This is a genomic window from Niallia sp. WK069_GA_01, assembly GCF_983173855.1.
In genome coordinates, this window is the sequence record NZ_OZ470138.1 from 833,558 (window position 1) to 857,213 (window position 23,656).

Consider the following 23,656-nt stretch of genomic DNA (forward strand, 5'->3'; position numbering starts at 1 on the left):
TACACAACTTAAGTATAGGTGGTGTTGCTTTGATGAAAAATAAAATTTTTGTAGCCAGTTCTGTATTTCTTGTTCTTTTTCTTAGTTTTTGGCAATTCGGTCAAATAGAGAAAAGAGAGTTTTCTCTAATCGTACACGACAAAGAATTGGAAGAAATAATTCAATCGGAAAATGAACTGGATCAATTTTTTCAAAATAAAACGCAGGTTTTTGAATCCAGAGAATACGTTAAAATTAAAAGAGTTTTATAAAACATTACCCATTTTTTCACCCCTAAGTTTTATTAAAATAAAAAAGCCTGTCATTAGGGTATAGTTATCCACTAGTGACAGGCTCCTCCGAATTTCTCATATGTTATTTACTTTAGGAAATAATAATTAGTTTACATAGATTCTGTATTATTTTATTTTAAAAATCAATTCCGGTCAAGCACTAATATTTTTCACCCCTTTTTATACATAATAGAACCTTAAAATTAGTATAACAAGCTAATCAGGAACTTCTGGACAAAGCACATCGGTTTAGAGAGTCCTCTGCTCTTATGATGACTTGGATTCCACGCACGTGGATGAGTAAGTATGACTGTCAGGAACATTCAGCATTCTATACGCATTATGGAACGGGAGAAATGGAAACATACTCGTAAACAAAAAAGAACGAAAAGGGACATCCATAAATCAACTTATGGAATGTTCCTTTCTTCTGAAGATAGAGCAGATGTCGTCCGAAGCGGATATAGAAGAATTCGTAAAGAAGAGATATTTGCTGGAAATTATCTGTTTGTAAACTATGCTTCCTTTACAAGCTGATATTTTTCCTTAAAGTTTTTATATTGATCTATGACCTTTTGATGAATGGGATGTGAGATTGGAATACCTAAATATTTGGTAATGACATAATGAATGCCATTTTTTCGTATTGCTTGCTTCAATTTGACTGCTTCGGGATCTTTTTCGTAATCAAACAGCAGTGCTGCGGCCATTGCTTTTGTCAGGTTAGAAACGTCCAAGCCATGATCGTATGTCAAAAGAGCTGGACGGACTAGACGATCACTAATCGAAAGTTTACGAATAGGAGAGCGTCCAACCCGAACAATTTTATCAATCAACTCGGGATTAATGAAGCGATTTAGGATTTTTTGAATGTATTCATTATGTTTTTTCTCATCAAGCTCGTATTTCTCCGTTAGCATTGTACCTGTTTCTTGCATGACTTTTTCAATTTCGGTTTTTAATTTTGGGTCTGCCATTACTTCTTGTATGGTGGAATATCCTTCCAGATATCCATAATAAGCTGCGCAGCAATGACCAGTATTGACAGTGAATAGCTTGCGTTCAATAAAAGCTTCAAGGGAATCTACCAATTTGACCTCTTTTATTTCGGGTAGTCCTCCAAGCATCGCAGAACGGTCAATCACCCATTCGAAATACGGTTCAACGGTTACTTCGAGAGGATCTTCATGGGTTTGAGCCGGAACAATCCGATCAACAGCTGCATTAGGAAATGCTACATAGCGCTCTACTTTTTCAAGTAAGTCTTCTTGGATATGCTCGTATACTGCTTTTTTTAGCTTGGAGCTCCCGCCGATTGCATTTTCACAGGCAATGATATGAAGGGGATTCGTATTGTTTTGTTGCATTCTTAACTCAATTCCCATTGCTATTTTTTTTGAGATATTAGGTAAATTAGATACCCCTACAGCAGTAGTAATCAGGTCTGTCTCTGCAATTCGCTTTGCTACGGATTCTTTATTTTGTGAAGAGATGGCTGTGACATTTTCGACAAGAATGGTATCGTTTGTTTGATTGGCTATATTTACGGAGTATTGGTTTAATTGTTTTAATAGTGTGATTTTCCTTTTATTCCTTGTAACAAAACATACGTCATAACCTGACTTTGTTAAAAGCAATCCGATAAATCCCCTTCCGATATTTCCTGCACCGAAATGGACTGCATGTGGCTTTTGTTCCTTTTTACTTAGCGTATTTTTTTCTCTATTCAACCTATTCACATATATTCTCTCCTTTAATAAAATAATTTATTTAAAAATTCAGAATTTTTAAGTGGTATCCTGCCGTCTTACCAACTAAAAATTAGATGGCAGGACGACTAGAATCTACTTGAAACAAAAGTATCTTATCCAATTTTTTGAGCTAAATCTTCCATTAATGCATTTAATTGATAGTCTTCTAAAGAATCATAGGTATGATGGCCTGTACCGAATGGCAATTGATTCGTAATAGTATTTTTAACAACAATCGTATGAATTCCTGCTGCAACGGCTGCGCGTGATCCGTTTGGCGAATCTTCAATCGCTATTGCTTCGCTTGCATCTACTCCTAAACGTTCTAAGGCTTGATTGTATAATTCAGGATCAGGTTTTACATTTTTTACAGTATCTGCTGTGCAGAAGCAATCAAAATAGTCTCGAATATCGAGTAGATCCACAAACTTTTCAATCCATGCTCTCTCAGAGCTTGTTGCTAGACCTATTTTTAGTCCAGCTTTTTTTGCAGCCTCTAAATAGCTAAGAATTCCTGGCCTAATAGCTTCTTTCTCCATCATTTCTGTATGCGTGCTTTGAATTTTTATTCTGAATTCATCCAAATCAATCGGAATATTGTGATGTGTGCTTAAATAAGTGTAAGGATTAAAGGAGTTTAGGCTAGTGCCGAGGCATTCTGAGTATTTTTCTAGTGTTAAGTCAACACCATGTTCCTTATATGCATCTCTAAATGCGATATACCACGCTGTTTCTGTGTCAATAATCGTCCCGTCAAAATCAAATATAATTGCTTTAATCATATATGTGTCATTTCTCCCTTCAAAATTAAAATATACATGTTAATTAATCTAACATATTACCTGCAAAATTCACTTGAAATTCTCTCTAGAATGTGAATCTTATATATAACCGTAACATTATATGACATACTATTCAAGGAAGATGAGAAGAAATAGGCATATAAGGTAAGGAATTGAAACTCCTGAAACTATCTATATAATAACGATGAAAACGATATCAAAAAAGTTTTAAAAATTTTGATTTTTTATAAAATGAATCGTCATTTCCTAATCCTTATAGTGGTTTATGACTAGCTAGTTGTTTGTGTTTTTTGTAGGTAGAGAAACAATGTTATCAGCTCACGTTTAGCATGAATTGTTTATTTAGATTGACGCTTATTCCTCACCACAAAAGCGAGTGGAAAACCTCGAAAAGCTAAAGTTTACCCCAACACTCATTCTTTTCTTTTTCCCACTCTTCCATTGGTTCAGCTAACCATCAGTGGGGGATGGAAGTTTCACTTTATAAATCACAGCATCTCTTTCTTTACAAAGTAAAAATTACATTTTCCAAATCTTGATGTTTGTTTACGTTAGCATAACACTATCTTAATAAATCATCGGTAGCATTAAGAATGAAAAGGAAATAGCTATTCTTTTCTTCTATAAAAGAAAAAGGGGGCAAGCAGTTTCATATATTTTTTAGGTGGAGGCATAACCCGCTTCAATAAACATAGTGCAAAATTCTTTTGCTAAAGATGACTAAATGGAGGAATCTCAAATTGAAAAAATTAAAAGCAGTCTTTTTTACTTTATTAGCCGTTTCTGTGTTAACCGCTTGTCAATCTAGCAAGACATCTGGTGAAGCGAAAGAAAATACAGATACAGATGATGGAAAGAAAGTGGAACTTACATATTGGTATGCTTGGGGAGATAAAATCGGTGAAAATAATCAAAATCTTGCGAAAATGTTTAATGAATCTCAAGATAAAATTCATGTAACGGCAGAATTTCAAGGTACATATGATGACCTTCAAGCGAAAACACAGGCTGCATTTGCTGCAAAAAATGCTCCTGAAGTGACGATGAATGAAATATCTTCCATAGGTGTATTTGCCAAATCTGGAATGACTGAAAACTTAACACCGTTTGTAGAGAAAGATGATATTCAACTGGATGACTTTAATCCAGGACTTATGGGAAATTCCTATGTAGATGGGAAATTATATGGACTTCCATATCTGCGCAGTACGCCTATTCTTTATTTAAATACAACATTGTTGAAGGAAGCGGGCTTAGATCCTGCAGGACCAAAAAACTGGAAAGAGTTTGAAGAATATGCTCAGAAATTAACTGTAAAAGGAAAAAGAGTTGGAATCAGTATGCCGGCGGATATTTGGTTTTTTGAAGCTTTTATAACACAAAGTGGAGGAAAGATGATATCGGAAGACGGGAAAAAAGCGGAATTTAATAGTGCTGCTGGAGTCGAAGCTCTTACTTTTTGGAAAAAACTTCAGAAAGAAGGCGTGATGAAAGTTCCAGGAGGAGACGATGCAGGAATTATATCCAAACAGGATTTTGCAAATGGACGTTCGGCGATGGTGTTTTCCTCAACTGCGGATCTTTCATACATGTTATCTCTTGCCCAAGAACAAAAATTCGATTTAAACACTGCTTTCATGCCTGCTAATGACTCTTATGGAGTTCCAACAGGAGGAGCTAATCTTGTGATGACTGCAGGATTGGATAAAAAAACACAAGAAGCTGCTTGGGAATTTATTAAATGGATGACGGCAAAAGAACAGACCATTTATGCAAGTAAATATACTGGTTATCTTCCGAGCCGCCTATCTGCCAGTGATTCTGAAGAGATGAAGAGTTTATATAATGAGAAGCCTCAATTTAAAGTAGCTGTTGATCAATTACAGTATGGACATGCAAGACCAATGGAAGAAGCTTATCCAGAAGTTGTCAATATCGTGAAGGACGAATTAACTAGAACTATTTTAGAAGCAGATTTAGAACCGAAAAAAGCATTGGATGATGCAGCAAAAAAGGCAAATCAACTGCTTAAATAGAGTAGTAAATTAATAATCAGCTGACATAAGCAGAATCCTATTTCCATGAGAGGATTCTGCTCACTGAATACATTGGTTAACACTGTAAAGGGAGAGGATAAAAATGGCTGAAATCAGGCTTGAAAATATATCCAAAAAATATAAAGAGGAAATGGTAGTAAAGGATCTCCATTTAACTATCCGTGATGGATCATTTACTGTTCTTGTTGGACCTTCAGGCTGTGGAAAGTCAACTACTCTTCGAATGATTGCAGGACTGGAACAGCAGTCAAGCGGAGAAATATGGATTGATGACGTATGTGTCAATGATATGCCGCCTGGAAAACGGAATATAGCGATGGTATTCCAAAATTATGCGTTATATCCAACGATGACAGTCAGAGGTAATATTGAGTTTGGCTTAATCAATAAAAAAGTCCCCAAAAAAGAGCGAGAACAGCTGATTGGTGAAATTTCGGAAATTGTGGGCCTAACAGAATATTTGGATAAAAAACCACAAAACTTGTCAGGGGGGCAAAGGCAGCGTGTGGCATTAGCCCGTGCAATGGTAAAAAAACCAAAAGTTTTTATTTTAGATGAACCCTTATCAAACCTAGATGCGAAGCTCCGTGGACAAATGCGTACAGAACTTATTCAATTGCATGAAAAGTTGGGTACTACTTTTGTGTATGTTACACATGATCAAGTGGAAGCGATGTCGATGGGAGATGAAATTGTTATTTTAAATAAAGGATCTATACAGCAAATGGATAGTCCCATGAAGGTATATCATGATCCCAATAATGTTTTCACCGCTGAATTTATTGGGACTCCTGCAATGAATATTTTCGAATATGAAAAAGTAATGCATTGCTTGCCAATCTTAGATGAAGAAGTTTCTTTTGTTGGTTTTAGACCAGAACATGCTAACTTGCATGTAAAGGAAAAGGGAAACGATACGAATAGACTGACGTTTCCTAGTGAGGTTTTAACGATGGAAACATTAGGATCTGAAACCATCTATAAAGTAAAAAATTTTGCGGGGAAAATGAATGTAAAAAGTTTTCAGCCGCCGATGGAAAAAGAAAATAAACTATTTGTTTCCATTCCTTATGAAAATTTGTATTTTTTCAATAAAGAGGGCGAACGAATGCGTGCTGTTTCCATGAAAAAAATGAATTCGGCTGTTCTCGGAGGAGTTTAATAACATGACTTGGGTTCGATTCCGTCCTTATGCGATGATTTTTCCGGCTATACTTGTGTTTTGTTTGTTTTTTCTTTATCCAATTGGCTATATGGTTTATTTAAGCTTTCATGATTGGAATTTTGTAAGTCCAGATAAAAACTTTGTAGGGGTCAGCAACTTTAGCGGATTATTGTCTGAGCCAAAATTTGTAGAAGTGATGCAAAATACCTTAACGTACACGGTGTTAACTGTATCCCTTACGATTATTATTTCGCTCTGTTTAGCTGTTTGGCTCAATAAGAAAGGTGCGGTTTATGGATTTGTACAAGGGGCGATATTCAGTCCTCATATTATCTCACTTGTTTCCATTTCCATGCTCTGGATGTGGCTGATGGATACAGACTATGGTTTATTGAACTGGTTCTTGAACTTGGTCGGCATCTCTAATGTGCCATGGCTGACAGATCCCAGTACATCACTCCTATCTCTTGTCATAGTAGCTGTGTGGAAGGGAATTGGTTTTAATACCCTTATTTTTATTGCAGGACTTCAGAGTATTCCAAAAGATATGTACGAAGCGGCAGCAATGGATGAAGCGAATAAATTTCGCACCTTTATTAAACTGACATTGCCAATGCTTTCACCAACCTTGTTTTTCTTAACTATTATTAGCATTATTAATTCATTTCAAGTATTTGAAACCATTTCAATTATGACACAGGGTGGTCCAATTAATTCAACTAATACGTTTGTTTATTTTATATATGAATATGGCTTTCGCTTCTTTAAAATTGGTTTTGCTTCAGCAGCCGGTGTTATCTTGTTAATCATCATTAGCTTGCTAACCATTTTGTACTTCAGGCTGCTCGCAAATCGTGTGCATTATCGTTAAGAAAGGAAGAAAAAAATGAAGATATCGTTACCTGTTAAGATTTTGAACGGAATAGGCCTTATCGTAATCGTTTGTATTTTTGCTCTCCCATTCATTTGGATGCTGTCTACGGCATTTAAGACGTTGGGAGAAACGATGACATTTCCGCCTGAGTGGCTGCCGAAAACATTCAACTGGGTAAATTTTAAAACGGCATGGAATTCTGGTCCTTTTTTAAAATACTTTATGAATAGCATTTTAGTCGCTATTAGTATATTAATTCTGCAATTTTTAACGATTATTCCTGCAGCCTATGCTTTTGCTAGGTATGAATTTAAAGGAAGAAACTTTTTCTTTGCTATTACAATGATTACGCTGATGATTCCAGCACAGCTTATTTTTTTACCTGTTTACTTACAAATGAGCGCATGGGGGCTTCTTGATACATTGTGGGCACTGATTCTTCCATTTGCCTCTAGTGCATTCGGTATTTTTTTATTACGTCAATCCTTTAAGCAGGTGCCAGAAGAGCTGTTGGAAGCGGCACGATTAGATGAGGCGAGTGAATGGAAGATTATTGTAAAAATTATGGTACCAATCGCAAAACCAGTGTTGATCACATTTGCATTGTTTAGCTTTATTACGCATTGGAATGACTATTTTTGGCCGCTTGTTATGACGACTAGTGATGTTTCTCGAACACTTCCGCTTGGTATTTCCAAACTGCGGGAGGTAGAAGGTGGTGTTGCATGGAATATTCTGATGGCTGGCAACATGATTTTAGTTCTGCCGATTTTAATTGTATTTTTCTTTGCACAACGCCAGATTATTAGGGCTTTTGTATATACAGGGGTCAAATAAAGGAAAAGAGGGATGGAATATGAATAAATGCGTAGCACATCGTGGATGGTCAGGGAGAGCACCAGAAAATACACTTACTGCGTTTAAACTTGCTTTATTAGAACCAAAAATTGAGGCGATCGAACTAGATGTGCATCTTTCTAAAGATGGGGTTCCAGTTGTAATTCATGACCATACTTTAGAGAGGACAACAGATGGAAAAGGTGCAGTAATCGCACACACGATAGAAGAATTAACACAATTGGATGCAGGAAAATGGTTTGGTGAGCCATTCGCAGGAGAAAGAATCCCTTTATTGGAAGAGGTATTGTATTTGGCAAAAGAAAAGAAGCATCTTCTTATTGAATTAAAGCAAGCTGGTACGCTTTATCATAGATTAGAGGAAAAGGTAGCGAATTTAATTAAGAAGTATGATATGCAAAAGCAAGTCACTATTATTTCCTTTAATCATGAATCTCTTCGCAAGATTAAAAAACTGGATGAAAAACTGGAAATAGGTTTGTTGTTTTCTGGTCGTCCGACAATGCTTGCAGAGCAATTGGAATTTACTAGGGCTAGCCATTTATCTATCAATCACGCATTTTTAACAGAAGAGTTGGTAGAATCTTTTAAAAATCATCCTGTTAAGATTGGAGCTTGGACTGTTAATGATAAGCAATCATTAACTCGTATAATGAAGCTAAGTGAAGATATCCTTATCACTACCAATTATCCAGAATTGATGATGTTAACGAAAACAAATCGGCAGCCGTCTCCATCCATGTAACTAAAAAAACGAAAAGTGGGTAAAAGGATGAATCATTTAACTATTTCATTTATTATTCCTTCTTTTAATGAAGAAGTGAATATTACTAGTGTTCTGAATGCAGTAAATAGGGAAATGAAGCAGCTTCCATATAAGCATGAAATTATTTTTATTGATGATGGAAGCACGGACGGAACGATAGAGACGATTCAACAGCTGGCATTTGACTGCCCAGAAGTAAAGTATCTGTCATTTACACGAAATTTTGGAAAAGAAGCAGCCGTTTTAGCGGGACTTCAGCATGCATTGGGAGAAGCAGTGATTATGATGGATGCTGATTTGCAGCACCCCCCTTCTATGATTGGTCAATTAGTTCGTGGATTTGAGGAGGGATATGATCAGGTTATTGCCAAGCGGAATCGCAAAGGGGATTCTCCGATTCGTTCCGTTTTATCCTCTGCCTATTATCGGTTGGTTAATAAGGCAGTGGATGTGCGCTTATCCGATGGGGAGGGAGATTTTCGACTGCTGAGCCGTAGAGCTGTTCTGGCGTTATTGACCCTTAGTGAAGGCAATCGTTTTTCAAAAGGATTGTATTCTTGGATTGGTTTAGAGCAAAAAACGATTTTATATGAAAATGTAGCAAGAGAGCATGGCGAAACAAAGTGGTCCTTTGCGAAGCTGTTGAACTACGGCATAGATGGGATTATTTCTTTTAATAATAAACCGTTACGATTATGTTTTTATATGGGAGCATTTATCTTAATGTTATCTCTTCTCTATATAGGCATTACTTTTTTTCAAATCTTGCAAAATGGCATTGACGTTCCCGGATATTTCACCACTATATCAGCTGTTCTTTTTTTAGGTGGTATTCAGCTTGTATGTATGGGGATTATAGGAGAGTATATCGGCCGCATTTACTATGAAACCAAAAAACGTCCTCATTATTTAATTAAGAAAACCAATATTGAAAAGAGTGATAAAAATGCGGTACATCAATCATGAATTTACTAGATTTGTAGTAGTAGGAGGCATCAACACAATCCATTATTATGCTCTTTATTTAGGGTGTCTTCATTTGCTGCATTTTCATTATCTCTTATCACATATTATTGGTTTTATTGTTAGTTTGATAGGATCCTTTTTTTTAAATGCTTATTTTACGTATAAAATAAAACCGACATTGGAAAAATTCTTACAGTTCCCGCTTACACAGCTGATCAATTCTGTATTAACTGCTGTATTGCTTTTTCTTTTTGTTGAAATATTCCATGTCAGCAGCAGCTTGGCTCCAGTTATTGCTGTATTTTTTACGGTTCCTATTACATTTATGATGACAAGGAGAATTCTAAAACCATCATGATACAGACTGATAACAAAACATCTAATGAGGAAGACAATGACATGCTAAATCAAAAATTTTCTACAAGGAAATACAAGTTAATTTATCTGTTAGCAAGCAGTTTAGTAGTGGCTTTTTTTAGCCACTTATTCTTTTTATCAGAATGGTTCGATGGAAGGTATATGGCAGGCGTCGGCGACGGACTCTCACAAATGCTGCCATTTAAGCAGCTGCTTTATAAGGAGTATACGAATGGGAGTTTCTTTTATTCCAGTGAATTTGGTCTAGGGGGAGGAATATATGCTCAATTAGGCTATTATTTTTCTACTTCTATTGTGTTTATACTTACAGTTATCATCACCTCTTGTTTGGAAGCGATGCATCTCATTAAGGAACCTGATTTATTTTATTGGGGGAATATTATTCTTGTGATAAGCATTATCCGAATGACGTGTATTATTTGGTTTACCACATTCTATTTTCGATACATAAAATTCCAGTCCATACCAGCCTTTATCGGTGCGACTTTATACGGAACAAGTGTTATTTATTTTCGCCATGTAACTTATTGGGAATTTTTTGCTGATGCAATGCTTTTCCTGCCGTTATGGCTTTTGGGGATTGAAAAAATAATCCGTGAAAAAAAAGCAGGATGGTTTCTTGTTGCTGTTGCGCTGAGTTTAATTAATAATTTTTATTTTTCCTATATTCATTTTTGGGCTGCAGGTCTCTACATCGTTTTTCGCTGGTTGATTCCATTAGCTGAAAAAGAAACAGGCAAAGTTCAGCAGGTTAAATTATTTGTCTGGAGTGTTTTGGCTGCTTTTGGTTTAAGTGCCTTCTCCTTTATACCAGTTATTAGTGGATATTTAAATAATTATCGTCCTTCCTATGATGAGAAAGTTCCGGTCTATGCGTTTACCGATAATCTATTAATGCATGGGAAAATTATTATCTTACCAACGTTTTTTATTCTGTGTCTTTTTGTGCTTTGTTTTTATAAAGAACGTTTATTTCGTTTTTTTGCTTGTTTGACCATTCTTTTATTCCTGCTGCATTTTAGCCCATTCATCGCCAGTATGTTTAATGGATTTTCTGCACCGCAATATCGATGGGAATATTTCTTAGCATTAACAGGTGGAGGAGTAGCTGCAGCTGGGCTTCAACAGATACATAAAATAAAAAAATGGGAAGTCGGGGTTTCTCTAGCAGGAACAACTGCCTTGTATGTCCTCTTATACCTTAAGGATCCAGACCTTTCTTTTTCTATATTGCTAGAATCCTATGAAATGTATTCAGCAGTAGCTATTATTCTGCTTTTTGGTTTATATGGATGGAAAAAACAAAAATGGATACGAACTGGACTGTTAGTTGGTGTGGTTATTGTAAGCTTATACACGGCGAATCAATATCAAGATAAAATGCTTTTCAATAAAGGAAAAGTGAAAGATGCTTCAAAAGCGTTTATGGTTAGTGAGGACTATAATGGGAAGGATCAACAAGAATTAATTAAAAAGATACAGGAGCGGGAACGTGATCCTTTTGCGAGAATTGATTGGATGATTGATATGCGCAATAATACGCCTCTTGTGCAAAATTTTAAGGGATTTAGTATTTATTCTAGCATCTTAAATAAACAATTGCTGTTTTTTTATTTGTTTGATTTAGAAATAGATATGGGGCGGGAGAGTGTTAGTCGATATGGGTCTTTAGGAGATAGAGCCAATTTGTATAGTATATTAAATGGGAAATATTATATAGCAGAAAAAGGGAAAACAGCCATTCCATATGGATTTGAAAAAATTTTAACAATTGGTAACTACGTTGCCTATGAAAATAAGAATAGTTTGCCGTCTATTCGCACTACGGAAAAAGTATTCTTTGAGAATGAATTCCTGCATGCATCTCCTCTTGCAAAGGAAAAAGCGATGCTAGAAGGAGTTATATTAAAAGAAGGAACTACACAAGAAAAGAAGATACCAGAAAGTGAAAATACGATGAACCATGTACAAGTAAAAGCAGTGGGTGCTTCCTATCAGGATGAAATTCTTCAAGTAACAGATAAAGAAGGAGGTTTGAATCTTCTTATTGACCAAGGCAGCTCTACTGCTAAAGATTACTATCTATCCTTTTATTTGAAAAGTATGGAAGATAAAAAGGCTGATGAATACAAACTAACCGTAAATGACTATGAAACAACAAGAAAATCAAATCATTCTATTTATAAAACAAATGTAAATGAGATTACTGTTCGCATAAAAAAAACAGACGAAATTATGATTCGTGTCCCTAAAGGAAAGTATCATATAGCAAACTTTAAGCTTTATGAAGAAGATTATCATCTACTAGAGGCAGTAAAAAAAGAAAATGATAAGAAAGCAAATGTGCCGGCCACTTTTTCTAAGAATAGAGTAGCTATTTCCTATGATAATAAAACAAATCAACAATATATGATTCTCCCGATTCCATTTGAAAAAGGATGGAAGGTTTATGTAAATGGGAAAAAGCAGAAGGTGCTGCAAGCTAATTATGCATTTACTGGAATAAAGCTGCAGAAAGGATTAAATGAAATGGAGATGGTTTATTATCCACCGTACTTCTGGAGTTCCGTTTTGATCACGCTTAGTACACTGGTTATCCTTTTGTTTGTTTTTAGAAGAAAGAAAGCCTTCTGATATTGCTTTTTTCCATAATGGAAAGCAAAATGAGCGATGCAGTTTCTTTCATGCACTGCTGGTGTAGTTGTAACGTATTAAAAATAGTTCACGTCTAACAGGGAAAAGGGGGAATCTGGCGTGAAAAATAAATATTATTTAATGGGAATATTATTATGCTTTTTGATTCTAGGAACTGCCTGCACAAAGGGAACAAAAGATGAACCGCCGGCAGCATTTGTAAAAATAAAGGATGAAAAGATAGAAATAGCAAAAGGGAGCTATAGGTGGGAAACGAAGGGGTTATTCTCAAATCATGCAGTTATTGCGGATGCTTCTGCACCTTTTCAATTAGCAGAAGATTTGAATGTGAATGTCGTGTCTAATTCAGGAGCAGATGTAGCATTTAGTGATGGATCCGAGCCGCAAGTGCATGCTTATGTATGGGAAGGAGAACAACGTGGCAAAGAATTATCCTGGAAACATGATCAGTTAAGTTTACCTTCTGAGAAAGGGAAGTATGTTATTGAACTTTCCGCTGAATGGCTGAATGGTGAGGCTTCTTATACTTTTGTCATAGAGAGAAAATGAAACTTGTATCTAGTGGGGTGTGTCGGAGGATTCATTGTTCTAATGAATGGATTAAAAAAACAGCATGAACTAGGGTGGTGTTAGGCTACACTGAAAAAAGGTAATGCACACGCTCGAATAGTCCGCAGTCAGAATACACTTCGCTTTTCATGTGCCGGCGAAGACATAAGGCTCGCAGGATGCGAGCCTGTGGCAACATGATGTTGTGTAGTTAGTTGATTTTCCTCTTTTACGTGTATTTAGCCAGTCAGCTCCTAACCTCAGTGAGTATTGCCTTCAGCCTCTAAAAGTAAAAATACTTTGAACATTTTTCTTCAGGATTATACAAGGCGTCCCGCGCTTTTCTTATTTGTTTCTTCACTAAAAACGGTATTTATGTAATTTTCTTTTGGTGAATCCAATTCCTTTTTAATGGAATGTTTACACTGGCAATAAAGAAATGCGGCAATGGCGTTCTGAATCGGTTCCTCGGGCATTTGGCGAATGGCTAAAATGTTTTATATTATTATAAATGATGGGAGCATTATCAACTAATTCTTTATCCTCTATATCAATAGAAGAAATGTGTATATCTTCTTTTTCCATTTCTATCACTCGGAAGGCATGTTGATCTAAGCATGCGGAGGTTTGAACAAATGTCCAGTTTTTCTGATGTACGATGGAATCTACATGGGTATGTCCGTTTACATAAATTCCGATTCCTGTTTTTTGTTCTAATATTTTCCACATATCGATACTAGGGTGAATAGATCCTTTCTCTGTTTCAGAGTTTTTAGTCGTGTTATAGACAGGGTGATGGGCGAAAACGACTAATGGCTTTGATCCAGATGTCCATACCACTTCCTCGAACCAATTCAATTGTTCTTCGTCTATCCAGCCACCCCAATCCTCAAAATCCATTTCTTTGGCTGTATCTAAAAAGGCGAAAACAGCAGCATCTGTTGTGATAGAATGATAGCGAGCTTGTTTTGTAATAGCAAGTACTTCTCTTCTCGTTTGCCCATATAAATCATGATTACCTAAAACATGGAAGAAATTTCTGTCTCTTTTTCTTAATAACTCATAAACTCCTTCTAATTCCAATGTAAGTCCAAAATTTGTTAAATCTCCAAGGGAAACATGTAAATCAGCGTCAATCTCTAAAAAGCGTTCAATAAATATCTGATAGAAATTAGCACGTGCATCCACTAGACCTGGCACTGACTCGTCAATTGCTGGATAATGTAAATCACCCATTATAACAATTTTCACATTCATTCTCCTATCTATCCTTTTATTTTGGTGCTTAATCGGTGTCTGGTATCTCCGATTAGAGGAAGTTAGTTTTACAGTGATTACTAACTATTGATAGTTTAATATGGGAATGTTAATGGTGAATTGTTTTTGGATGAATTAATTGTAAAATTATTATTTTCTTTGGTTTTTTTCTTCTTCGTTATCCATTCATCATGTGAATAATGTTGTCTATTTTTTTGTGAGTTTTTTATGGGTTAAGAAGGCTACCCTGAAAAGAGGATTTGGATCTCTCAATGAGTCCGCAGCCGGAATACACTTCGCTTTCCGCGGGGCGAGCGGTGAGCCTCCTCGGAGCATGCTCCTGCGGGGTCTCACCTGTCTCGCAATTCCCGCAGGAGTCTTCGTGTATTCCGGCAGCTCCCTGATTCAACTAATAAAAACTTAGGGGAACTGCTTCTTTTCATGCCTCATGGCGCGAGCATGGATGTCTACCTTGAAAAGAGGGTTTGGATCTCTCAATGGGTCCGCATCCAGAATACACCTCGCTTTCCTGTGGGCTCATCTACGAGCCTCCTCGTTTCACTGCGGGGTCTCGTCTTTCTCGCATTCCCACGGGAGTCTTCGTGTATTCTGTCTGCTTTCTGCTTGAAACTTAGATCATAAAAAATGGAATGCTGCTTCGTTTCATGTACTTATGATGCAAAATTAGTTGCATGGATGTCTACCTTGAAAAGAGGATTTGGTCTCTCAATGAGTCCGCAGCCAGAATACACTTCGCTTTCCTGTGGGCTCATCTACGAGCCTCCTCGTTTCACTGCGGGGTCTCGTCTTTTTCGCATTCCCACGGGAGTCTGCGTGTATTCTGTCTGCTCCCTGTTTCAAACATAAATCATAAAAAATGGAATGCTGCTTCTTTTCATGTACAATGATGCAATCTTGTTTGTATGAGTTGTAGTCTGAAAACAAGAGCGAAGTATTAAAAAAAGTCAATTATGCTAACTACATAATTGGCTTTACTTTATGAAGAAGGATTGTGTTCGTCTTGGTTTGTTATTTTGATGTCGTTCGTGTTAATAAATACAGAAAATAAGGTGCTCCGATAATTCCGACTACGATGCCTGCTGGCAGTTCTGATGGTTGTAAAATCCACCGTCCTAATGTGTCTGCTGTGATAAGAAGCAGTGCACCCACTAGAGCAGAAGCTGGTAGCAGTACTTGGTGTCTTGATCCGACAAGTTTACTTGCTAAATGGGGGCCAATTAATCCGATAAAGCCAATTCCGCCACTTACTGCTACACAAGAGCCGGCAAGGGCAACTGCTGCAATTAGGAGCCAAAGTCTGCTTTTTTCAACTGGCAGACCGAGTCCAGTTGCTGCTTCTTTTCCAAAGTTTAAAACATTTAATACTCTCGCATTGTAAAAAACATAAAAGAACAAAATAATTAACCAAGGAAGAATCGAAAGAACGAACTTCCAATTGGATCCCCAAATGGTTCCTGCCAGCCATGTTGCAACAAATTGGTATTGGTTCGGCTCGAATTTTAGCGTTAATATAATAATGACAGCACTAATACCAAATGCTATTGCTACCCCATTCATTAATAGCAGGGATGGGGATACCCCTTTGTATTTTTTATAGGACATAGAGTAGATAAGTGCTGCTGCGAGTGCTGCCCCAAAAAATGCAAAGAGAGGAAGCAGATAAACGGGTACTACTTCCCGGCTTGGGAAAAAAGAAATAAAAAGAACAACCATTAATCCAGCACCTGCATTAATGCCTAGAATTCCCGGATCTGCTAATGGACTTCGGGTAATGCTTTGAATAATGCAGCCCGAAACCGCTAATCCAGCACCAACTAAAATAGAAATAATAATTCGAGGCAAACGGAATTCAAACAGTATGAGTGATTGATTTGCGGTACCTTGTCCAAATAATGTTTTTAATACATTTAAGGGAGAAAGTTGAATAAAGCCAGTATTCATGCTGAGGATAAAAGCAATCACAATCAGACTGCTTAAAATGATCATTACCAAAATAATACGAAATTTTTTACGTTGTTCTTCTAGTGATTCCTGCATCATCTTCATTGTAACTCCTGTTCCTTTCTGCGCGCCAAATAAAGAAAAAATGGAATTCCTATTAAGGCAATAATAACGCCAATTGGTGTTTCAAACGGCGGATTAATGGTGCGTGACCCAAGATCGGCCAAAACCATTAATAACCCCCCGAGTACGGCAGAGCATGGAATGATTCTTCGATAGTCGACTCCAACTAAATAACGAGTAAGATGTGGAACAATAAGTCCGACAAAACCGACAGATCCGACAATGGATACAGCTGATCCAGCTAGAATCAGGACAATAACAATACCTAAAATGCTTACAAGTTTAGTTCGGTGTCCAAGTCCGATTGCTACATCTTCACCAAGGCTGAGAATCGTAATGGAAGGGGATATAATAATCGCTGCAACTAGTGCACAAGCAACCCAAGGAAACATAATTTTTAATTCAAGCCAATTAATTCCTGCCATTCCACCTGCATACCAATAAGCAAGATCCTGTCCTATTTGAAAATAGATGGCAAGCCCTTGACTAAGGGATACGAGGAGTGCACTTACTCCAGTACCAGCAAGTACTAAGCGAACTGGGGACATAGGTCCTTTTGAAAAAGAACTAATACTATATACAATGCTTGCTCCGAAACCTGCTCCGAGAAAGGAGTACATAATAAGATAGATGAACGGAAGGGCTGGAAAAAAGGCGGAGCATACTGCCAAGACAAACCCTGCACCTGCATTTAATCCCAGTATTCCGGAATCAGCCAGTGGATTGCGGGTCATGCCCTGCATCAATGCTCCAGAAACAGCAAAACAAGCTCCAACTAGTGCACTCGCGACAACTCGAGGCATACGCAAATCCCAAATGACTTTATGCTGCGTTATAGCAGAGTTATAGTGAAAGATCGCATCCCAAACGGTTTTTAATTCAATATTTGTTGAGCCGAAAATGATGGATATGACCATGAAAAAAATAAGGAAAAAAAGACCACCTATTAAAATGATAGGAACCGCTAGAAATTTAGAGCGTTTTTCCCCTATTGGCAATTCTTTAGGTTTATGTAATGTTAATGTCAATGCATGCATCCTCCATCCTCATGCTTGGTTCTCCCATCAAGTGAGAGGGATTAATTGCGATGCAGCAATGGCTTTAGTCAAAGACATTATAGCACCGTAATTTGTTAGTTTTTGTTCAGTGTTTCTGTAATGATTTTTGCGGTGTTTAGCTGGGACATAGGTGTATTATTGAAAAAGCTGGCATCTTCCACATAAACATGATTATTTTTAAAGGCATTAAGTGATTTCCAAATATCACCTTTTGTTATTTCTTCTAATCTCTTTTGTGAAACTTCTGGTTTTTCGTCTTGTTTTCCTGTTTGTACAAAGATATGGTCCGGATTCATTTCGAGTAATTTTTCAAGTGAAATTGCAGAGAAAAGGTCTTTTGATTCAATTCCTTCCACCGGTGTTAAGCCAAGGTCATGGTACATAACGCCGCCAACACTTGTTGGTAAATTATTATAAATACGAACTTCTTTATCTAATAATCGAATAAAAACTACTTTCTCGTTGCCAACAGTACTTTTTAACTCTTCTTTGTATCCATCAACTTGGTTTTGATAATTATCCAAATATGCTTTAGCTTCACTCTCTTTGTCCATAATGCGTGCATATTCCTTGAGATCTGTTCTCCAATCCTTTGTTTCCTTGATCATAATAGCTGGGGCGATTTTCGACATTTTGTCATAGGATTGGGTATCTTCTCTGACAAAGATTAAATCTGGTTGCTGTGCAAGAAATCCTTCAAAGTTAAGGGGAGAAGAATCTCCAACTAGTATAATGTTTTTTTGTTTATCTTCTGGGAAATAAGAATAAAACTCATCAGCAATCGTTGCTTTTGGGGCCACCCGGACATTTAGATCCAGGGGAATTAAGAATTCCATTAATTGTTGGCTTGTTGCAGCAACTCGTTTAGGATTAGCAGGAATTTTCTTTTCACCTGTAGCATCTGTAATGGTTCTTTCTGTAGGTGCCTTCTCCTCGTTCTTTGGCTCAGAATTTGTATCCTCCGTTCCACAAGCAGAAAGGAATATCACCATTAATAATAAGATAAAACTAGAAATAGCCCTAGTCTTAATCTCATAAATCGATTTAGTCTTTTTCAAAAAAAACACTCCTCTTTTATATAGTTGATAATAATTATCAATATCATTACTAAAGTTTATCGAGAGCTTAAGAGTATGTCAATGCTTTTTTTGTCGAAATTTTCTGATGTATTTTTGGATAACTATAATGTTTGGAAGAATTTATTATTTAAATATATTTATTCAAATGGTTGACCTTTTTGAAGTTGTTCCGTAGTATCAAAAGGAATTGATAGGGAAGAAGTGTCACTTTGATTATTAAATGCAACAGGAAAATATTTATGTAAAAACATTTCTAAGAAGTCAATAATAAAAGATATAACAATAATGGAGTGATTAGATGAGCAAGGCTAAAGCAAAAAGCGGGACAGGAAGAGGAACAGGGAAAAAGGGATGGAATCGCTGGCAAGCTAGTGCTAATAAAGCGAAAAGTGCGAAACCTTATAAAAGCAAAGGAACAAAAAATCCTGCTAGTGGAAAGACTAGCAATACTAATGAAGAATAATAGAAGACGCGGAGTTATATTAGCAGGTATCCAAACCATTTGCATTTGTTTTGGATACCTGCTTTTTCTATTTATAAATCCCATTTCTTTTTCATTTTTTCTTTTAAGTTTGTAATCACCTCTGTTTCTTTCTCTTGTACCTTTTTATTCTTCTGTGCTTTTTCTGCTGTTCGATTGCTTTTTCCTTTAGTTGATCCATTTTACTCATAAGTCAATAACCTCCTTTTGATTTTCTCTTCTATATATAGACGGCGGTGCAGGATATTATTAAACCTTACTCTTGTTAATGGTTGTCAACCTCTTCATTCAAAGTTCGCCGTTATAAATTCTTTGTCTTGTCTTAGACAACTTGGTTTGTAGCAATAGAAAAGGAATGTTGCTTTTTTCTTTTTTTGGTATTTTTTAAACTTTCTGTTCCAGCGAGCTCGGCTTTGCCTTGCGGGGGCTTATCTATCCCGAGGCCATCTTTATCTAAAGAGGCTCAAACCACAAGATTAGCACGATTCTCTTTTGGAAAATTAGAAGGTAACTGTTTTATTTTCGTTGAACCTGCTATTATTTAATTATATGGATATTATTTTGACCTCCGCTTTTTAGAATTCGCGGTTAAATATAATAAAATGAGATTATAGATGGAGGGATTATCTTGAGTGAATCGAATCAAGAAATGGGAAAGAAAAAAATCAGTCTGCAGGAAGCCATGAAGCAGCAGCTGGCTAATAAAAAGAAAAATGCGCAAGCTGGTAAAGCAAATTTAAACGGCAATCAAAAAATGCAAAAGCTGAATAGTCAGCAAACAAAAAAGCCGAATAATCAACGAAAAAGAACTGGTGTGTAATGAACGGGCAAAATAGAAAAGATATTGCTCCAGGGATAACAGTAGAAATTGTATTAAAAGCAGATCAACGAACAGGTAAACGTACAATAGGAGTCGTTAAAGATATACTGACTAACTCTCCATTTCATCCGCATGGCATTAAGGTTAGACTGACAGATGGACAAGTAGGCAGAGTTCAGTTGATTCGTCCAAGTTAAAATTCGGGTGGTACCTAATACCATCCGGATTTTTTTGTTGTCCTATTATAAATTTAAAGTAGGATCTTTCACTGAATTTGAGCAATTTCCGAGACAATAGTAGAGAGTGTTTTATATAATTATTCTATTTCATAAAAAAATTATATAAAAGGGGGGATCTTCATGACGAAAAAATATCCGATTGCTTTATGGACATTGGTTGTTGGTGCTTTTGCCATTGGGATGACGGAGTTCGTCATTATGGGGTTATTGCCAGAAGTGGCTCAGGATGTTCATTCTACGATTCCAGCAGCAGGGCAGTTAATTACAGGTTATGCATTAGGTGTAGCAATTGGAGGACCGATTCTTGTCATCATAACCTATAAAATGTCGCAGAAAAACTTGTTAATGTTATTAATGCTTATTTTTTGTTTGGGCAATTTAATGTCAACTGTTGCGGAAAACTACGGTGTTTTAATGGCATCTCGTTTGATCACATCGCTTGCTCATGGATCTTTTTTTGGTGTTGGAGCCATTATGGCAGCCAATTTAGTAGAATATTCTCGTCGTGCTAGTGCAATGGCGTTAATGTTTGCAGGTTTGACCGTTTCCAACATATTAGGCGTGCCATTTGGAACATTTATCGGACAGCAGTTAGGATGGAGAAGCAGCTTTTTTATTATTGCAATTATTGGTTTTATCACATTAATAGGTATTTTCCTGCTTGTGCCGAAAAATGATCAACAAAAGAAAATTAATATTAAACAAGAGCTAGTTGTATTAAAAAGCGGCAATCTTTGGCTAGCGCTGCTTATTGCTATGTTTAGCTTTGGCAGTGTATTTACACTTGTCACATATATTACACCCATTTTAACTGATGTTACTGGCTATCATTCTTCTACTGTTTCATGGCTTCTAGTTGTTTTTGGTTTAGGTGTTACGATTGGAAATATGGTAGGCGGAAAGATGGCAGACTGGAATATTAATAAATCGCTATTTATTAGTTTAATTGCCTTAGTTGTTTATTTATTCTTATTTTATTTCTTCCAATTCTCCGTTATTTTAATGGTTCCAGGAATATTTATCTTTGGTGTGTTGGCTTTTGCGATGATTCCAATGCTTCAGTTTCGGATATTGGGAGTATCAGCAGATGCACCGACACTAGCAAGTACGCTAAATCAATCAGCATTAAACTTAGGAAATGCTGGTGGAGCATTTATCGGTGGAATGTCTATCAAATACTTGCCATTAAAGGATCTGGTATTAGTCGCACCATTTATCACATTAATAGGACTTTTCTTATTCTATATGCAAGTGAAAATGACAAAAGCAAGAGTTCCAATAGAAGAATAAAACAAAATGATGTAACATCTTTGCTAATAGAAGTGGAAAATTGGAAAAAAAGAGGCTTAGACATAACTAAATAGACAATAGGTAAAGACGAACTTCTCTAATTTAGCACGTAAATGGTTACTTCCCTATACTGGTTAGTTATGTTTTTTAATCTAGTTAAGTAGAAAAACTATGTTGTTCCATTGCGCTGCAGACACTCGCTTTTCGTGGGGAGGAAACTGAGCCTCCTCCTTGCTACTTGCGGGGTCTCAGCCTTTCCTCTACTTCCCGCAGGAGTCGAGTGTCTTTAGGCTGCGGGCGATTACCACAAACCTTATTTTTACATGAATAAAAAACCCAAACCATGATAAGAATATTTTTTACTCTTCGTATCATTGTTCGGGTTTATATTCGGCTGGAATACTTATGTCCCAGCTTCTTTTTTTAGGGTAGACACCCATGCAAACAAACTAGTACCATGACGCTTGAAAAGCAGCATTCCATTTTTTAGGGTCTAAATTTGAAGCAGGTTGCGGACTATTTAAGAGCGCTTATTTTCAGGCTAGCATAAAAAAAACAAAAAAACACTTGCAAACAGTAACGATTACGTTTTAAAATGTACTAGTAGAAAAAATACCGACAAGTATGAGTGAGAGAAAAATTTTTATCATTTAAATCATAATCATTACGATTTAAATAGCGATTCATTTATCAAACAATAAAGTGCAGTTCACATCGACTGAAAAACGTTGTTATGGGAAAGCTGTTAGGAGGGAAAAATGAGTAAAAGGATACCAGTAACTGTATTAAGTGGCTACCTAGGTTCAGGGAAAACAACCTTGTTAAATCACATCCTCTCCAATAGAGAAGGAAAAAAAGTAGCTGTCATCGTAAATGATATGAGTGAAGTGAATGTGGATGCATCGCTTGTTAAGCAAGGAGGATTTACAAGAACAGAAGAGAAGCTTGTAGAAATGCAGAATGGTTGTATTTGCTGTACACTAAGAGAGGACCTTATACAAGAAGTAGAAAAGCTTGCTTTATTAGGGAATATTGACTATATTCTTATAGAATCTTCTGGTATTAGTGAACCGATTCCTATCGCTCAAACCTTCACTTATATAGATGAAACACTACATATTGATTTATCCAGTATGTGTAGGTTAGATACAATGGTAACAGTAGTGGACGCAAATCGCTTCTGGAAAGACTTTTCTTCAGGGGATACGCTTCTGGATCGAAAACAGGCAGTCGATAAAACCGATGCTAGGGAAGTAGTAGATTTGTTGGTTGATCAAATAGAGTTTGCCAATGTGATTTTATTAAATAAAGTAGACTTAGTTGGTGAATCGGCAATTAAAGAATTAAGAGGAATGATTCATAAACTAAATCCAGATGCCCAAATAATCGAGACAGATCACAGTCGTATTTCATTAGATCAAGTAATGAATACAAACCTTTTTGACTTTGAGAAGGCGAGTGAAGGAGCAGGCTGGATGAAAGAATTAAATGAAGAGCATATTCCAGAAACAGAGGAGTATGGAATTTCATCTTTTGTTTATCGTGCTAATCGTCCATTTCATCCAGAACGTTTGATGAATTGGTTGGAGAATTGGCCAGAGGATATTGTAAGGGCAAAAGGCTTCTTTTGGCTTGCTTCTCGCAACGAAATGGTTGGGCTTTTATCCCAAGCAGGACCGTCGATTATGATACAAGGAGCTGGAAATTGGATAGCTGCCGATCCCCAGTCAGAAATAGACAAAATTTTAACAGAAGAACCTGATATTGCAGCAAAATGGGATCAAACGTATGGAGATAGAATGACAGAATTGGTTATGATCGGTATAGGGATGAATAAAGAAGAAATTCTCCAATCACTAGATAATTGTTTATTGAAGGAAGAGGAAATGACGTTTGATTGGACATTATTAAATGATCCTATTCCTTCATTTACAGGCGCATAATCGTCTGAAGGTTTTACTAAATGTATAAAAAGAGGAGAGAAAAAAATGAGAGTAAATATTACATTAGCATGTACAGAATCAGGAGATCGCAATTATATTACAACGAAAAATAAAAGAACAAATCCAGACAGAATTGAATTGAAAAAGTATTGCCCGCGTTTAAAGCGTCATACACTTCACCGTGAAACAAAGTAAGCTTTATAATATATCCATGTGTTTTAGAAAATGAATAGTGGTATTTTCTTCTTGTGGAAGAATAATCGTAAAGAATATATAATAAATCGAAATGATGCTGATTTAATAAAAGAAG

The 23,656-nt window shown here is 36.5% G+C and carries 23 protein-coding genes; 17 read left to right on the forward strand and 6 right to left on the reverse strand.

What is annotated here, in order from left to right; all coding sequences use genetic code 11:
* Nucleotides 1-29: 29 nt before the first annotated feature.
* Entirely contained in the window at nucleotides 30-251 is a 222-nt protein-coding gene (locus tag AC5LWL_RS04080) for a hypothetical protein (RefSeq protein ID WP_493433127.1), read from the forward strand.
* Nucleotides 252-578: 327 nt separating this feature from the next.
* Entirely contained in the window at nucleotides 579-809 is a 231-nt protein-coding gene (locus AC5LWL_RS04085) for a hypothetical protein (RefSeq protein WP_493433128.1), read from the forward strand.
* Here the strand turns inward: AC5LWL_RS04085 and AC5LWL_RS04090 are convergent.
* On the reverse strand, nucleotides 788-2,011 hold the full coding sequence (locus AC5LWL_RS04090) for a mannitol-1-phosphate 5-dehydrogenase (RefSeq protein ID WP_493433129.1): 1,224 nt from the start codon (nucleotides 2,009-2,011) through the stop codon (nucleotides 788-790). The two genes, AC5LWL_RS04085 and AC5LWL_RS04090, sit on opposite strands and share 22 nt — an antisense overlap.
* 125 nt (nucleotides 2,012-2,136) lie before the next feature.
* On the reverse strand, nucleotides 2,137-2,805 hold the full coding sequence (locus AC5LWL_RS04095; RefSeq protein ID WP_493433130.1) for an HAD family hydrolase: 669 nt from the start codon (nucleotides 2,803-2,805) through the stop codon (nucleotides 2,137-2,139).
* Between the two features lie 761 nt (nucleotides 2,806-3,566).
* Between AC5LWL_RS04095 and AC5LWL_RS04100 the strand changes: the two genes are divergently transcribed.
* From AC5LWL_RS04100 to AC5LWL_RS04140, 9 genes are all read left to right on the forward strand, one after another.
* Nucleotides 3,567-4,862 (forward strand): ABC transporter substrate-binding protein, encoded by a 1,296-nt coding sequence (locus AC5LWL_RS04100; RefSeq protein ID WP_493433131.1) that lies wholly within the window; start codon nucleotides 3,567-3,569, stop codon nucleotides 4,860-4,862.
* Nucleotides 4,863-4,965: 103 nt separating this feature from the next.
* Nucleotides 4,966-6,045 (forward strand): ABC transporter ATP-binding protein, encoded by a 1,080-nt coding sequence (locus tag AC5LWL_RS04105; protein WP_493433132.1) that lies wholly within the window; start codon nucleotides 4,966-4,968, stop codon nucleotides 6,043-6,045.
* A 4-nt stretch (nucleotides 6,046-6,049) separates the two neighbouring features.
* Nucleotides 6,050-6,919 (forward strand): carbohydrate ABC transporter permease, encoded by an 870-nt coding sequence (locus AC5LWL_RS04110; protein WP_493433133.1) that lies wholly within the window; start codon nucleotides 6,050-6,052, stop codon nucleotides 6,917-6,919.
* A gap of 15 nt (nucleotides 6,920-6,934) precedes the next feature.
* The gene (locus AC5LWL_RS04115) at nucleotides 6,935-7,759 is read left to right on the forward strand and encodes a carbohydrate ABC transporter permease (RefSeq protein WP_493433134.1); all 825 of its coding nucleotides are present in this window, start codon (nucleotides 6,935-6,937) and stop codon (nucleotides 7,757-7,759) included.
* A 19-nt stretch (nucleotides 7,760-7,778) separates the two neighbouring features.
* A complete protein-coding gene (locus AC5LWL_RS04120) occupies nucleotides 7,779-8,525 on the forward strand; it encodes a glycerophosphodiester phosphodiesterase (RefSeq protein ID WP_493433135.1) in 747 nt (248 codons plus the stop codon).
* A 27-nt stretch (nucleotides 8,526-8,552) separates the two neighbouring features.
* On the forward strand, nucleotides 8,553-9,512 hold the full coding sequence (locus tag AC5LWL_RS04125; protein WP_493433136.1) for a glycosyltransferase family 2 protein: 960 nt from the start codon (nucleotides 8,553-8,555) through the stop codon (nucleotides 9,510-9,512).
* The gene (locus tag AC5LWL_RS04130; RefSeq protein WP_493433137.1) at nucleotides 9,493-9,870 is read left to right on the forward strand and encodes a GtrA family protein; all 378 of its coding nucleotides are present in this window, start codon (nucleotides 9,493-9,495) and stop codon (nucleotides 9,868-9,870) included. Before AC5LWL_RS04125 ends, AC5LWL_RS04130 begins: the two co-directional genes overlap by 20 nt.
* On the forward strand, nucleotides 9,867-12,524 hold the full coding sequence (locus AC5LWL_RS04135; RefSeq protein ID WP_493433138.1) for a YfhO family protein: 2,658 nt from the start codon (nucleotides 9,867-9,869) through the stop codon (nucleotides 12,522-12,524). Before AC5LWL_RS04130 ends, AC5LWL_RS04135 begins: the two co-directional genes overlap by 4 nt.
* 120 nt (nucleotides 12,525-12,644) lie before the next feature.
* Nucleotides 12,645-13,094, forward strand: coding sequence for a hypothetical protein (locus AC5LWL_RS04140; protein ID WP_493433139.1), 450 nt, complete (start codon nucleotides 12,645-12,647; stop codon nucleotides 13,092-13,094).
* Nucleotides 13,095-13,514: 420 nt separating this feature from the next.
* Here the strand turns inward: AC5LWL_RS04140 and AC5LWL_RS04145 are convergent, their stop codons facing one another.
* The 4 genes from AC5LWL_RS04145 to AC5LWL_RS04160 all read right to left on the reverse strand — a co-directional run bounded on the left by AC5LWL_RS04145 (nucleotide 13,515) and on the right by AC5LWL_RS04160 (nucleotide 18,552).
* Nucleotides 13,515-14,351, reverse strand: a complete 837-nt coding sequence (locus AC5LWL_RS04145; RefSeq protein ID WP_493433140.1) for a metallophosphoesterase family protein — start codon at nucleotides 14,349-14,351, stop codon at nucleotides 13,515-13,517.
* A 1,029-nt stretch (nucleotides 14,352-15,380) separates the two neighbouring features.
* Entirely contained in the window at nucleotides 15,381-16,412 is a 1,032-nt protein-coding gene (locus AC5LWL_RS04150) for a FecCD family ABC transporter permease (protein ID WP_493436537.1), read from the reverse strand.
* 2 nt (nucleotides 16,413-16,414) lie between these two features.
* Nucleotides 16,415-17,473 carry a FecCD family ABC transporter permease gene (locus AC5LWL_RS04155; protein WP_493433141.1) on the reverse strand — a complete coding sequence of 353 codons (1,059 nt, stop codon included), beginning with the start codon at nucleotides 17,471-17,473 and terminating at the stop codon, nucleotides 16,415-16,417.
* 95 nt (nucleotides 17,474-17,568) lie between these two features.
* Nucleotides 17,569-18,552 carry an ABC transporter substrate-binding protein gene (locus AC5LWL_RS04160; protein WP_493433142.1) on the reverse strand — a complete coding sequence of 328 codons (984 nt, stop codon included), beginning with the start codon at nucleotides 18,550-18,552 and terminating at the stop codon, nucleotides 17,569-17,571.
* 319 nt (nucleotides 18,553-18,871) lie between these two features.
* Here AC5LWL_RS04160 and AC5LWL_RS04165 point away from each other — a divergent pair, with 319 nt between their 5' ends.
* The 6 genes from AC5LWL_RS04165 to rpmG all read left to right on the forward strand — a co-directional run bounded on the left by AC5LWL_RS04165 (nucleotide 18,872) and on the right by rpmG (nucleotide 23,541).
* Nucleotides 18,872-19,036: a DUF3934 domain-containing protein gene (locus AC5LWL_RS04165; protein ID WP_493433143.1), complete on the forward strand. Its 165-nt coding sequence runs from the start codon at nucleotides 18,872-18,874 to the stop codon at nucleotides 19,034-19,036.
* A 646-nt stretch (nucleotides 19,037-19,682) separates the two neighbouring features.
* Nucleotides 19,683-19,874: a hypothetical protein gene (locus AC5LWL_RS04170; protein WP_493433144.1), complete on the forward strand. Its 192-nt coding sequence runs from the start codon at nucleotides 19,683-19,685 to the stop codon at nucleotides 19,872-19,874.
* Nucleotides 19,874-20,071: a YwbE family protein gene (locus AC5LWL_RS04175; protein ID WP_493433145.1), complete on the forward strand. Its 198-nt coding sequence runs from the start codon at nucleotides 19,874-19,876 to the stop codon at nucleotides 20,069-20,071. The genes AC5LWL_RS04170 and AC5LWL_RS04175 overlap by 1 nt, the downstream gene beginning before the upstream one ends.
* A 162-nt stretch (nucleotides 20,072-20,233) precedes the next feature.
* Complete coding sequence (locus AC5LWL_RS04180) at nucleotides 20,234-21,403, forward strand: MFS transporter (protein WP_493433146.1); 1,170 nt, start codon at nucleotides 20,234-20,236, stop codon at nucleotides 21,401-21,403.
* A gap of 758 nt (nucleotides 21,404-22,161) precedes the next feature.
* Nucleotides 22,162-23,346 carry a GTP-binding protein gene (locus tag AC5LWL_RS04185; RefSeq protein ID WP_493433147.1) on the forward strand — a complete coding sequence of 395 codons (1,185 nt, stop codon included), beginning with the start codon at nucleotides 22,162-22,164 and terminating at the stop codon, nucleotides 23,344-23,346.
* Nucleotides 23,347-23,391: 45 nt separating this feature from the next.
* Nucleotides 23,392-23,541 (forward strand): 50S ribosomal protein L33, encoded by a 150-nt coding sequence (gene rpmG, locus AC5LWL_RS04190; RefSeq protein WP_493433148.1) that lies wholly within the window; start codon nucleotides 23,392-23,394, stop codon nucleotides 23,539-23,541.
* Nucleotides 23,542-23,656: the final 115 nt, after the last annotated feature.

What these genes read in the sequence shown, in the direction of transcription:
- AC5LWL_RS04085 (WP_493433128.1), top strand. Translation starts at nt 579, where the DNA reads ATGACTGTCAGGAACATTCAGCATTCTATACGCATTATGGAACGGGAG.
- AC5LWL_RS04095 (WP_493433130.1), bottom strand. Translation starts at nt 2,805, where the DNA reads ATGATTAAAGCAATTATATTTGATTTTGACGGGACGATTATTGACACA.
- AC5LWL_RS04105 (WP_493433132.1), top strand. Translation starts at nt 4,966, where the DNA reads ATGGCTGAAATCAGGCTTGAAAATATATCCAAAAAATATAAAGAGGAA.
- AC5LWL_RS04110 (WP_493433133.1), top strand. Translation starts at nt 6,050, where the DNA reads ATGACTTGGGTTCGATTCCGTCCTTATGCGATGATTTTTCCGGCTATA.
- AC5LWL_RS04115 (WP_493433134.1), top strand. Translation starts at nt 6,935, where the DNA reads ATGAAGATATCGTTACCTGTTAAGATTTTGAACGGAATAGGCCTTATC.
- AC5LWL_RS04120 (WP_493433135.1), top strand. Translation starts at nt 7,779, where the DNA reads ATGAATAAATGCGTAGCACATCGTGGATGGTCAGGGAGAGCACCAGAA.
- AC5LWL_RS04125 (WP_493433136.1), top strand. Translation starts at nt 8,553, where the DNA reads ATGAATCATTTAACTATTTCATTTATTATTCCTTCTTTTAATGAAGAA.
- AC5LWL_RS04130 (WP_493433137.1), top strand. Translation starts at nt 9,493, where the DNA reads ATGCGGTACATCAATCATGAATTTACTAGATTTGTAGTAGTAGGAGGC.
- AC5LWL_RS04135 (WP_493433138.1), top strand. Translation starts at nt 9,867, where the DNA reads ATGATACAGACTGATAACAAAACATCTAATGAGGAAGACAATGACATG.
- AC5LWL_RS04145 (WP_493433140.1), bottom strand. Translation starts at nt 14,351, where the DNA reads ATGAATGTGAAAATTGTTATAATGGGTGATTTACATTATCCAGCAATT.
- AC5LWL_RS04150 (WP_493436537.1), bottom strand. Translation starts at nt 16,412, where the DNA reads ATGATGCAGGAATCACTAGAAGAACAACGTAAAAAATTTCGTATTATT.
- AC5LWL_RS04155 (WP_493433141.1), bottom strand. Translation starts at nt 17,473, where the DNA reads ATGCATGCATTGACATTAACATTACATAAACCTAAAGAATTGCCAATA.
- AC5LWL_RS04165 (WP_493433143.1), top strand. Translation starts at nt 18,872, where the DNA reads ATGAGCAAGGCTAAAGCAAAAAGCGGGACAGGAAGAGGAACAGGGAAA.
- AC5LWL_RS04175 (WP_493433145.1), top strand. Translation starts at nt 19,874, where the DNA reads ATGAACGGGCAAAATAGAAAAGATATTGCTCCAGGGATAACAGTAGAA.
- AC5LWL_RS04180 (WP_493433146.1), top strand. Translation starts at nt 20,234, where the DNA reads ATGACGAAAAAATATCCGATTGCTTTATGGACATTGGTTGTTGGTGCT.
- AC5LWL_RS04185 (WP_493433147.1), top strand. Translation starts at nt 22,162, where the DNA reads ATGAGTAAAAGGATACCAGTAACTGTATTAAGTGGCTACCTAGGTTCA.
- rpmG (WP_493433148.1), top strand. Translation starts at nt 23,392, where the DNA reads ATGAGAGTAAATATTACATTAGCATGTACAGAATCAGGAGATCGCAAT.